This is a genomic window from Kitasatospora sp. NPDC059803 (genome assembly GCF_042732255.1).
In the GTDB taxonomy this organism is placed as follows: domain Bacteria; phylum Actinomycetota; class Actinomycetes; order Streptomycetales; family Streptomycetaceae; genus Kitasatospora.
On record NZ_JBHWIJ010000282.1, the window covers coordinates 1 to 11,257 of the forward strand.

The window sequence follows — 11,257 nt, forward strand, 5'->3', positions numbered from 1 at the left end:
GGCGTGCACCTCCGGGCCGATGGCGGGCTGACGCCAACCCCCGTCGGCCGCCCGGGAACCCGGGATCGGACGATCGCGGGCTCAGGCGGTCGCGGGCTCAGGCGACGTCGAACCGGTCCAGGTTCATCACCTTGACCCAGGCCGCGACGAAGTCCGCCACGAACTTCTCCTTCGCGTCGTCGCTCGCGTAGACCTCGGCGACGGCGCGCAGTTCGGAGTTGGAGCCGAAGACCAGGTCGGCCCGGGTGCCGGTCCACTTGAGCGCGCCGGTGGCCGCGTCCCGGCCCTCGAAGGTGTGCCCGTCCTCCGAGGTGGCCTTCCACTCCGTGCCCAGGTCGAGCAGGTTGACGAAGAAGTCGTTCGTCAGGGCCTCGGGGGTCCCGGTGAGGACGCCGTGCGGGGACTGCTGGTAGTTGGCGCCCAGCACGCGCAGGCCGCCGACCAGCACGGTCAGTTCGGGCGCGCTCAGGGTCAGCAGGTTCGCCTTGTCGAGCAGCAGGTACTCGGCGGCCAGCCGGCTGCCCTTGCCCACGTAGTTGCGGAAGCCGTCCGAGGTCGGCTCCATCGCCGCGAAGGAGTCGACGTCGGTGAGCTCCTGCGTCGCGTCCGCCCGGCCGGGCGTGAACGGCACCACCACGTCGCGGCCGGCCGCCCGGGCGGCCTTCTCCACGCCGACGCCGCCGGCCAGCACCACCACGTCCGCCAGCGAGACCTGCTTGGCGCCGGACCGGGCGTTGAACTCCTGCTGCACGCCCTCCAGGGTGCGCAGCACCGAGGCCAGCCGGTCCGGCTCGTTGACCTCCCAGCCGATCTGCGGCTGGAGCCGGATCCGGCCGCCGTTGGCGCCGCCGCGCTTGTCGCTGCCGCGGAACGAGGAGGCCGCCGCCCACGCGGTGGACACCAGCTCGGACACCGACAGCCCGGAGGCGGCGATCCGCTCCCGCAGGGCGGCGACGTCTGCGGCGTCGATCTGCTGGTAGTCGACCGCGGGCAGCGGGTCCTGCCACACCAGTTGCTCGGCCGGGACCTCCGCGCCGACGTAGCGGGCGAGCGGGCCCATGTCGCGGTGGGTCAGCTTGAACCAGGCGCGGGCGAAGGCGTCCGCGAGCTCCTCGGGGTGCTCCAGGAAGCGCCGGGAGATCGGCTCGTAGACCGGGTCCAGGCGCAGCGACAGGTCGGTGGTCAGCATCGTCGGGGCGTGCCGCTTGGACGGGTCGTGGGCGTCCGGGACGGTGTCCGCTCCGGCGCCGCCCTTCGGCTTCCACTGGAAGGCGCCGGCCGGGCTCTTGGTCAGCTCCCACTCGTAGCCGAACAGCGTCTCGAAGAAGCTGTTGTCCCAGGTCACCGGGGTGGCCGTCCAGGCGCCCTCCAGGCCGCTGGTGATCGCGTCCGCGCCCTTGCCGGTGCGGAAGGTGCTCTTCCAGCCGAGGCCCTGCTGCTCGATCGGGGCGTCCTCGGGGTCGGGGCCGACGTTGTCCGCCGGGCCCGCGCCGTGGGTCTTGCCGAAGGTGTGGCCGCCGGCGATCAGCGCGACGGTCTCCTCGTCGTTCATCGCCATCCGGTAGAAGGTCTCGCGGATGTCGCGGGCGGCGGCGAGCGGGTCCGGGGTGCCGTTGGGGCCCTCGGGGTTGACGTAGATCAGGCCCATCTGGACGGCGGCGAGCGGGCGCTCCAGCTGGCGGTCGCCGGTGTAGCGCTCGTCGCCGAGCCAGGTGGTCTCCGGGCCCCAGTAGACGTCCTCGTCCGGCTCCCACTCGTCCACGCGGCCGCCGCCGAAGCCGAAGGTCTCGAAGCCCATCGACTCCAGGGCGACGTTCCCGGCCAGGATCATCAGGTCGGCCCAGGAGAGGTTGCGGCCGTACTTCTTCTTCACCGGCCACAGCAGGCGGCGGGCCTTGTCCAGGCTGGCGTTGTCGGGCCAGCTGTTCAGCGGGGCGAAGCGCTGCTGCCCGGCGCCGGCGCCGCCGCGGCCGTCGCTGATCCGGTAGGTGCCCGCGCTGTGCCACGCCATCCGGATGATGAAGGGGCCGTAGTGCCCGTAGTCGGCCGGCCACCACGCGTGCGAGGTGGTGAGGGCCGTCTCGATGTCCCGCTTCACGGTCGGAAGGTCGAGGGATCCGAACGCCGCGGCGTAGTCGAAGTCCGCGCCGAGCGGATTCGCCACGGCCGGATTCTTCGCGAGGATCTTCAGATTGAGCCGCTCCGGCCACCACTGGCGGTTTCCGCCGCCCTGGGTGGGGTGCGGCGCGCGCCCGTGGGCCACCGGGCAGCCACCCGTGCCCTCCGCCTGCGGCTCGGGTTCGGTAACGATGGGATCGTGGTTCTCAGACATGGAAATCCTTCCCTACAAGGCGGATCACGGTGTCTTGACTGCTACTTCCTGCTACCCAGGCTATCGCCGGAGCCGATCCTACGATGGACACGATCCACGTCAAGAACGACACCAAAGGCATATCCGATCGGGAACCGGAGCGAAGCCGAAATCACTTGGTAAAATCCTGACCTCCCATTGACCTGAATAGGTGAACCGATATGAGTGACCTGCTGGAGCGACTGCGCGGACGCGGCTGGCGCCTCACCTCCCAGCGGCGTGTCGTGGCGGAGGTCCTGGACGGCGAGCACGTTCACCTCACCGCCGACGAGGTCCACGCCCGAGCCGCCGAACGCCTGCCCGAGATCTCCCGGGCCACCGTCTACAACACCCTCGGCGAACTGGTCACCCTCGGCGAGGTCACCGAGGTCTCCACCGACGGCCGGGCCAAGCGCTACGACCCCAACGCCCACCACCCGCACCAGCACCTCGTCTGCACCCACTGCGGCACCATCCGCGACGTCCACCCCACCGACGACCCCCTCACCGCCCTCCCCGCCGACCAGCGCTTCGGCTTCACCGTCACCGACGCCGCCGTCACCTACCGCGGCCTCTGCCCGACCTGCACGGGCTGACCACGGGCCGACCACGGGCTGACCACGGGCTGACCACGGGCTGACCACGGGCCAGGACTCCCGGTCCCGCCCGGACCGAGGACCGGCATTCCCTGCGAAGATCGGGGGATGGAACTGACGATGGTTGACGTCATACCGGGAAACGCCGCCATGGCGGCCGATGTCGGGCCGCTGATACGGCAGTTGAGGCCGGCCCTGACCGCCGAGGGGTTCGCCGCCTTCGCCGCCGAGGCGCACGCGCAGGGGCTGGTCTTCACCGCCGCGTACGACGGTCGCGGGCGGTGCGTCGGGGTGGCGACCCACCGGGTGCTGGCGACCAGCCGCGGCCGGCTGCTGTTCGTCGACGACCTGGTGACCGACCGCGCGGTGCGGTCGGCGGGGGTCGGCGGGCGGCTGATGGCGGAGCTGGAGGAGCGGGCCCGGCGGACGGGGTGCGCCCGGATCGAGCTCGATTCGGGGGTGACCAACCACGGCGCGCACCGGTTTTATCACACGGCCCGGATGTCGATCGTCGCCCTGCACTTCGCCCGCGAGATCCGGGCCGGTTCGTAACGGTTCGAGGGGACGGCCGGCTCACGGCCCGCGGTGCCGGCCGGTTCGCGGCCGTTCGCCGCGGCAGCGGGCCGGAGTTGACACGGAATCACCGAGTTGACGGACCCGCCGGCCTGCCCTTGACCCCCTCCGGGGCCGGGCTGGGACGATCCCCGGCATGGGCGAAACCATCAACGAGAAGCAGCCGATATTCTCCGCCGACGCCGACATTCGCATTTCCGCGACACCGATCGAGGTCTACGCGGTGATCAGCGACCTGCCGCGCAGCGGCGAATGGAGCCCGGAATGCCTGGGCGGTGAATGGACGGTCGGCGAGCCGGCCGCCGTCGGGTCCGTGTTCCGCGGCGACAACCTCCGCGGCGACGACATCGTCGCCTGGGCGCCGGTGGTCCGCGGCCGGTGGACGACCCAGTCCGAGGTGGTCACCGCGGAGCCGGGCCGGACCTTCCGGTGGGCGATACACAACTCGGACGGCCAGAAGCAGGAGAGCATCTGGGGCTTCGACATCGAAGCAGCCGAGGGCGGCGGCAGCCTGCTGACCCACCACTTCCGCATGGACTCGGCCACCCAGGGCATCAAGGGCATCACCGCGGAGATGGACGCGGCCGAGAAGCAGCGCTTCTTCGCGGAGTGGGGCGACAAGATCTCCGGCGATCTGGCCGCCTCCCTGCAGCGCATCAAGGCCGTCATCGAAGAGGCGTGACGCCGGGCGGTATCCGGCCTTTCCGCGATTCGCCCGGAATTCCCGGGCTCGTGCCCGGGCACGCGGCCATTCGGACGCCCGGGCACGCCAATTCACCTCGGACGGTGTCCCTTTCACCGCGGGTGGTGTCCATTCCATTCACGTCAGGCGCCGACGGCGCACAGCCGCGGCCCGGGAGGCGTACAGGTGCTTCTTCAACGTATCGGAAACCGGGGAATTCAGCTCGGGATGCTCTTCGAACGCGCCGCGGCCAGACACGGCGCGAACGTCCTCATCCTCGACCACGACCTCGACGCGGCACCGGAGTTGGGCCGCAGGGCGACTGTCGCCGAGGTGTCGGACCTGGTGGACGACCTGGCCTCCCGGCTCTGGGCGGCGGGCGTGCGGCCGAGCCGGCGGGTGGTGGTGTACAAGGCCGACGGCTTCGACATCACGCTGCTCGCGTGCGCGGCGGCGCGGATCGGGGCCGTCCCGGTCCTGCTGTCGCCGGCTCTGGACGGCGCGACGGTCGCCGAGCTGGTCCGCCGCACCGACCGGCCGTTCCTGGTGACCGACCAGGAGAAGCTGGAGAACGTGCTGCCCGAGACGGTCTTCGACCTCGCCGACCGGGTGGTGCTGACCTCCGGCTCGTACCAGGACGCCGTCGAACTGCGGGCGCTGGCCGGGGTGGAGAGGGTCAAACCCGTCATCATGCCAGCCGACCACCCGACCCTGATCACCCACACCTCGGGCACCACCGGGACGCCCAAGCTGGCCGTGCACACCGGGTTCAGCCTGCAGTCCCGCTACCGCCCGCAGGCCTCCGTCATCGCCCCGCTGATCCCGGGCCGGGAGACCATCGCCATCCACGTCTCCTTCGTCCACTCCCGGCTGATCACCGCGCTGGCGATCTCGCTCTACCGCGGCTTCCCGCTGGTCGTGCTGCGCGAGTCGGACCCGAAGCACGTCGGCGACCTGTTCGCGCGGCTGAAGCCGGGCATCCTGGAGGCGCACCCCAACTCCTTCATGGAGTGGGAGGAGTTGGCGCAGGACCCGCGCGGCCCACTGTCCAACGTCAAGCTGTTCAGCAGCACCTTCGACGCGATCCACCCGCGGACCGTGCACCGGTTGCTGCGCGCCACCCGGCGCCGCTCGCCGCTCTTCGGCCAGCTGTACGGGCAGAGCGAGATCGGCCCGGCCATCGTCCGCGGCTTCACCCGGCGCCGCACCCTGGACGACGACGGCCGCTGCGTCGGCATGCCGTTCCCCGGGATGACCGACGTCCGGGTGGTCAGCCGGAACGGCAACCCGCCGTCCGAGCGGAACCCGGGCTTCATCGAGGTGCGCAGCGACGGACGCATCGTCACCTATCTCGGCGAGCAGGACCGCTACGACGCCCAGGTGTCGGCGGACGGCTGGTGGCGGATGGGCGACGTCGGCTACCGCACCAAGTGGGGCTGCGTGCACCTGCTGGACCGCGAGGTCGACCTGATCGAGGGCTTCGGCAGCACCCTCGCGGCCGAGGACACCCTGTTCGGCCAGCTGCCCGGCCTCGCCGAGGTCATCATCATCCCCGGCCCGGACGGCAGGGCCGTGCCGGTGGTGTGCACCAAGGACGACGAACCACTGGACCTGGCGGCCTGGCGGCGCGCCGCGGCGTCGCTGCCACCGATGGCCGAGCCGGTCCACCGGCGGCTGGAGGAGCTGCCGAGGACCGCCACCACCAAGATCAAGCGCCTGGAGCTCGCCCGCCTGCTGCTCGCCGAAGCCCCGCAGGGCACCCGGGTGGACGTGGAAGACGTGGAGGACGTGAAGCCGTGAGTGAGCGAACCGAGCTCGTCATCGAGAGGTGCGCGCGGGCGCACGCCCCTGCCGAGCGAAGCGAGGCGGGCGCATGAGCACAGTGGGCAGCAAGGCGGCACTGGAGGTCTGCGTCATCGGGGCCGGCCCGCGCGGCCTGTCCGTTCTGGAACGGCTCTGCGCCAACGAGCGCGCAGCGCCCTCGCACGGCTCCATCACGGTGCACATGGTCGACCCGGCCGCGCCCGGCGCCGGCGCCGTCTGGCGCCAGGACCAGTCACGGCACCTGCTGATGAACACCGTGGCCTCGCAGATCACCGTGTACACCGACGACAGCTCCCGGATCGACGGCCCGATCGAGCCCGGTCCGAGCCTGTGGGAGTGGGCGGTGGAGGTCGCCGAGGCCGGCGCGGCCTCCGGGCAGGACGAGGAGTGCGTGGCCGAGGCCCGCGCCCTGCAAGCCGACAGCTACCCCACCCGGGCGTTCTACGGGCGCTACCTGAACGCGAGCTTCCGCCGGGTGGTGGACGGCGCGCCCGCGCACGTCACCGTCCAGGTGCACCGCTCGCGGGCGGTGGCGATGGCGGACACCCACGGTGTCCCCGGCGGCCCGCAGGGCATCCGCCTGGAGAACGGCAGCCGGCTCAACCGCCTGGACGCCATCGTGCTCGCCCAGGGCCACGTCGCGGCCCGGCCGACCCCGCACGAGGAACGGACGGCGAGCCTGTCCCGGATCCACCACCTCACCTACATCACCCCGGCCAACCCGGCGGACCTCGACCTGAGCGGCATCCTGCCGGGCCAGCACGTCCTGTTGCGCGGACTCGGGCTGAACTTCTTCGACCACATGGCCCTGTTCACGGTCGGCCGGGGCGGCGCCTTCGTCCGCGCGGACGGACGGCTGGTGTACCGGCCGTCGGGCCGGGAGCCGAAACTGTTCGCCACTTCGCGCCGCGGCATCCCGTACCACGCCCGCGGCGAGAACGAGAAGGGCGCGTACGGCCGTTACTTCCCCCGGTTGCTGACCGCCGAGTACATCGCCGGGCTGCGCGAGCAGTCCGCGGCCGGTGAGCCGGTGCAGTTCCGCACCGATCTGTGGCCGCTGATCGCGCGCGAGGTGGAGAGCGTCTACTACGGCACGCTGCTCGAAGCGAAGGGCCGCGGTGCCGAGCGGGAGCCCTTCGTCCAGCGGTACCTGACGGTCGCCCACGGCGGCGGCTTCGCGGCCCTGCTCGACGAGCACGGCATCCCCGAGTCGGAGCGCTGGGACTGGGAGCGGCTCTTCCGCCCTTACGGGGACCGGGAGTTCACCGGGCCGGAGGACTTCCGCGACTGGCTGCTCGGGTACCTGGCCGAGGACGTCGAGGCGGCCCGCGCCGGCAACCTCAGCGGCCCGCTCAAGACCGCCCTGGACATCCTGCGCGACCTGCGCAACGAGATCCGCCTCGCGGTGGACCACGGCGGGCTGGAGGGGAACTCGCACCGGGACGACCTGGAGGGCTGGTACACCCCGCTCAACGCCTTCCTGTCGATCGGCCCGCCGGTCTCCCGGATCGAGGAGCTGATCGCCCTGATCGAGGCCGGGGTGGTCGAACTCACCGGCCCGGGCACCGAGATCCGGATCGACACCGAGGCGGCCGCCTACGTGCTCACCTCCCGGGCGGTGCCCCAGCCGCCGGTGCGCGCCACCGTCCTGATCGAGGCCCGGCTGCCCGAACCCGACCTGCGCCGCACCACCGACCCGCTGCTGCAGCACCTGCTGAGCACCGAGCAGGCCACCGCGTACCGGATCCCGGGCACGGGCGGCACCGATTACGAGACCGGCGGCCTGGCCGTCACCAAACGGCCGTACCGGCTGCTGGACACCCGGGGCCGCGCGCACCCGCGGCGCTACGCCTACGGGGTGCCGACCGAGTCGGTGCACTGGGTGACGGCGGCCGGAATCCGGCCCGGCGTGGACTCGGTGACGCTCGGCGACTCGGACGCGATCGCCCGCTCGCTGCTCGCCCTGCCGCCCACCACCCAGCTGCCCTTCGGGGTCCGGCCGGACGCGGCCGTCACCGACCTGACCGGAGTGCTGATATGACCGACCCTGACGAGCCGGTCGCCCCGCACGGACCTGGCGACCGGCACGACCCGCACGACGCGCACGACGCGGCCGGCATCCTGACCGACTCCGGGCTGCTCTCGCCGGTCCGCGCCGGGACGCCGGTCGAGGCCGCCGTCTGCGACCGGGCCTGGCTGCAGGCCATGCTGGACGCCGAGGCGGCGCTGGCCCGGGCCCAGGCCGGGCTGGGCACCCTGCCGAAGACCGCCGCCGACACCATCACCCGCCTGGCCCGCGCCGAGCTGCTGGACCTGCGGTCCCTCGCGGTCGAGTCCAGGGAGACCGCCAACCCGGTGGTCGGGCTGGTCCGGGCGCTGACCGCGGTGGTGGCGGCCGAGGACCGGGCCGCCGCCGAGTACGTCCACCGCGGCTCCACCAGCCAGGACGTCCTGGACACCGGCGCGATGCTGGTGGCCGCCCAGGCCCTGCGGATCATCCGCGCCGACCTCGCCCGCACCGCGCGGGCCCTGGCCGTCCTCGCCGAACGGCACCGGGACACCGTCCTCCCCGGCCGCACGCTCGCCCTGCAGGCCGTACCGACCACCTTCGGCCTCAAGGCGGCCGGCTGGCGCCGGCTCGTCCTGGACGCCGAGCAGCGGCTCGGGCACGTCGCCGAGCACGGTCTGCCGGTCTCGCTCGGCGGCGCCGCCGGCACCCTCGCCGGGTACCTGGAATACGCCCGGATCGACGGCGCGGCCGCGAACGGGGCGGCGCCCGACCCGGGCGACTACCTGGACCGGCTGCTCACCGCCTTCGCCGCCGAGACCGGGCTGGCCCGCCCGGTGCTGCCCTGGCACGCGCTGCGCACCCCGATCGCCGACCTCGCGGGCGCGCTGGCCTTCACCGCCGGCGCCCTCGGCAAGATCGCGATCGACGTGCAGTCGCTGACCAGGACGGAGGTCGGCGAGGTGGCCGAGCCCACCGCGGCCGGGCGCGGCAGCTCCTCCGCGATGCCGCACAAGCGCAACCCGGTACTGGCCACCCTGATCCGCAGCGCCGCGCTGCAGGTGCCGGTGATCGCCACCGGGCTCACCCAGTGCCTGCTGGCCGAGGACGAGCGCTCGGGGGGCGCCTGGCACGCCGAGTGGCAGCTGCTGCGCGAGGCGCTGCGGCTGACCGGGGGCGCCGCGCACACTGCGGTGGAGCTCGCCGAGGGGCTGGAGGTCCGGCCCGAACGGATGCGCACCAACCTGGAACTGACGGGTAGTCAGATCATCTCGGAACGGATCGTCGCCGTCCTGGCGCCCCGACTCGGCAAGGCGACGGCCAAGCAGCTGCTCACCGAGGCCTCCGGCGAGGCCGACCGCGATGGGCGGCCACTGGAGCAGGTGCTCGCCGAACTGCCTGCTCTCGACGGCATGTTCGGCAGGGCCGAGCTCTCTCGGCTGTGCGATCCGACCTCGTACACCGGGGCGGCCGGCCCCCTCGTCGACCGGGCCCTGCGCGAGCCGTGAGGCCGGCCCGGCGCCGGCGCCCCGGCGCCGGACTCCCGAGCGATCTGCGACCAACCGAAGGGGAAGAGGAGCATGTTCCTGCAACGCGTCGGCAACCGAGGCATCCGACTGGGCACGGTCTTCGACCGCGCGGCCGCCCGTCACCCGGCGAGCCCGGTCTACCTCGACCACGACCTCGACATCGCCCCGGAGCTGGGCCGGCGGGTCACCCTGACCGAACTCGCCGATCTGGTCGACGACTTCGCCGCCCGACTGTGGGCTTCCCAGGTCCGCCCCGGCTCGCACGTGGTGATCCACAAGTCGGACAGCTTCGACATCTCCCTGCTCGCCTACAGCGTCGCCCGGGTCGGCGGGGTACCGGTGCTGCTGTCCCCGAAGCTGGACGGCACCACCGTCGCCCGCCTGCTGGGGCGGCTGTCCCGGCCGACGCTGCTCACCGACGCGGCGAAGCTGGAGCAGGAACTCCCGTCCGAGGTGTTCGACCTGACCGAGCGGGTGCTGGTGGCCACCGGGGAGTTCCCGGGCGCGACCGCGCTGGCCGGGCTGGCCGGGGTCGAGCGGGTGGCACCCGTGATCATGCCGCAGGACCAGCCGGCCCTGATCACCCACACCTCGGGCACCACCGGCCTGCCCAAGCTCGCCGTCCAGACCGGCATCACGATCCAGGCCCGCTGCCGCCCGCAGTCGGTGCTGCTCGCCCCGGTCGGGCGGCACGAGCCGATCGCCGTACACGTCTCCTTCGCCCACTCGCGGATGATCAGCGGGGCCGCGCTGTTCGCGCTGCGCGGCCACCCCATGATCATCCTGCGGGACGACGAGCCGGAGCACGTCGCGAAGCTGTTCGCCCGGATCCCCCCGGGGGTGATCGAGTCCCACCCCAACACCCTGCTGAGCTGGGAGGTCCTGGCGGACCACCCGGCGAAGCCGCTGGCCAAGGTCCGCTGCTTCAGCAACACCTTCGACGCCATCCACCCGCGCACGGTCGACACCCTGCTGGGCGCGTCCGAGCGCAGCCTGCCGTTCTTCGCCCAGACGTACGGGCAGAGCGAGACCGGCGCCATCGCCGCCCGCACCTACACCCGGCACCGCCGCAGCGGCGCCGACGGCCGCTGCGTCGGGCGGACCTTCCCCGGGATGACCGAGGTCCGGGTGGTCAGCCGGGACGGCCGGCCGGTGACCAAGAACTCCCCCGGCCACATCGAGGTGCGCAGCGGCGGGCAGATCGTCACCTACTTCGGCGAGCGGGAGCGCTTCGAGGGCCAGTTCTCGCGGGACGGCTGGTGGCGGATGGGCGACCTCGGCTACCGCACCCGGTGGGGCTGCCTGCACCTGCTGGACCGCGAGGTCGACGAGATCCCGGGGATCAACAGCACCCTGGACCTGGAGGACAAGCTGTTCACCCGGCTGCCCGAGCTGCTGGAGGTGATCATCGTGCCCGGCGGGGACAAGGCCCCGGTGCCCGTGGTCTGCACCCGGGACGACCAGCCGCTCGACCTCGCCCGCTGGAACCGCGCGGTGGCCGGCCTGCCCACCCTGGCCCCGCCGGTGCAGCGCCGGCTGGACGAGCTGCCGCACACCGCCACGACCAAGGTGAAGCGGCTGGAGCTGGCCAGGGAGCTGGCCACGGCCGAGGAGGCCTGAGCCTCCGAAGGCGTGGGGCCCCCGCGGCGGGGGTGGGCACGCCCCGGGCGCGGGGGGGGGTGGGGGGGGCGGGCG

The 11,257-nt window shown here is 72.8% G+C and carries 8 protein-coding genes; 7 read left to right on the forward strand and 1 reads right to left on the reverse strand.

Translation table 11 applies throughout. From position 1 onward, the window contains the following. Window positions 1–97: 97 nt before the first annotated feature. Window positions 98–2,332 carry a catalase/peroxidase HPI gene (gene katG, locus ACFV6I_RS31910; protein ID WP_380429060.1) on the reverse strand — a complete coding sequence of 745 codons (2,235 nt, stop codon included), beginning with the start codon at window positions 2,330–2,332 and terminating at the stop codon, window positions 98–100. Between the two features lie 200 nt (window positions 2,333–2,532). Between katG and ACFV6I_RS31915 the strand changes: the two genes are divergently transcribed. The 7 genes from ACFV6I_RS31915 (at window position 2,533) to ACFV6I_RS31945 (ending at window position 11,182) form a co-directional block, all read left to right on the forward strand. After that, window positions 2,533–2,946 (forward strand): Fur family transcriptional regulator, encoded by a 414-nt coding sequence (locus ACFV6I_RS31915; RefSeq protein ID WP_380340431.1) that lies wholly within the window; start codon window positions 2,533–2,535, stop codon window positions 2,944–2,946. A 120-nt stretch (window positions 2,947–3,066) separates the two neighbouring features. Then, window positions 3,067–3,498 carry a GNAT family N-acetyltransferase gene (locus tag ACFV6I_RS31920; protein ID WP_380429062.1) on the forward strand — a complete coding sequence of 144 codons (432 nt, stop codon included), beginning with the start codon at window positions 3,067–3,069 and terminating at the stop codon, window positions 3,496–3,498. 157 nt (window positions 3,499–3,655) lie between these two features. Further along, window positions 3,656–4,201 (forward strand): SRPBCC family protein, encoded by a 546-nt coding sequence (locus ACFV6I_RS31925; protein ID WP_063346534.1) that lies wholly within the window; start codon window positions 3,656–3,658, stop codon window positions 4,199–4,201. A gap of 228 nt (window positions 4,202–4,429) precedes the next feature. Next, on the forward strand, window positions 4,430–6,001 hold the full coding sequence (locus ACFV6I_RS31930) for a class I adenylate-forming enzyme family protein (protein ID WP_167745846.1): 1,572 nt from the start codon (window positions 4,430–4,432) through the stop codon (window positions 5,999–6,001). Window positions 6,002–6,074: 73 nt separating this feature from the next. Beyond that, on the forward strand, window positions 6,075–8,066 hold the full coding sequence (locus ACFV6I_RS31935; RefSeq protein ID WP_380340436.1) for an FAD/NAD(P)-binding protein: 1,992 nt from the start codon (window positions 6,075–6,077) through the stop codon (window positions 8,064–8,066). Beyond that, the gene (locus ACFV6I_RS31940) at window positions 8,063–9,541 is read left to right on the forward strand and encodes an adenylosuccinate lyase family protein (protein WP_380429064.1); all 1,479 of its coding nucleotides are present in this window, start codon (window positions 8,063–8,065) and stop codon (window positions 9,539–9,541) included. Before ACFV6I_RS31935 ends, ACFV6I_RS31940 begins: the two co-directional genes overlap by 4 nt. 72 nt (window positions 9,542–9,613) lie before the next feature. Next, entirely contained in the window at window positions 9,614–11,182 is a 1,569-nt protein-coding gene (locus tag ACFV6I_RS31945; protein WP_380340442.1) for a class I adenylate-forming enzyme family protein, read from the forward strand. Window positions 11,183–11,257: the final 75 nt, after the last annotated feature.

Bases quoted from the DNA above. Each gene is read 5' to 3' on its own strand.
- katG (WP_380429060.1), bottom strand. From the start codon at position 2,332: ATGTCTGAGAACCACGATCCCATCGTTACCGAACCCGAGCCGCAGGCG.
- ACFV6I_RS31915 (WP_380340431.1), top strand. From the start codon at position 2,533: ATGAGTGACCTGCTGGAGCGACTGCGCGGACGCGGCTGGCGCCTCACC.
- ACFV6I_RS31920 (WP_380429062.1), top strand. From the start codon at position 3,067: ATGGTTGACGTCATACCGGGAAACGCCGCCATGGCGGCCGATGTCGGG.
- ACFV6I_RS31925 (WP_063346534.1), top strand. From the start codon at position 3,656: ATGGGCGAAACCATCAACGAGAAGCAGCCGATATTCTCCGCCGACGCC.
- ACFV6I_RS31930 (WP_167745846.1), top strand. From the start codon at position 4,430: ATGCTCTTCGAACGCGCCGCGGCCAGACACGGCGCGAACGTCCTCATC.
- ACFV6I_RS31935 (WP_380340436.1), top strand. From the start codon at position 6,075: ATGAGCACAGTGGGCAGCAAGGCGGCACTGGAGGTCTGCGTCATCGGG.
- ACFV6I_RS31940 (WP_380429064.1), top strand. From the start codon at position 8,063: ATGACCGACCCTGACGAGCCGGTCGCCCCGCACGGACCTGGCGACCGG.
- ACFV6I_RS31945 (WP_380340442.1), top strand. From the start codon at position 9,614: ATGTTCCTGCAACGCGTCGGCAACCGAGGCATCCGACTGGGCACGGTC.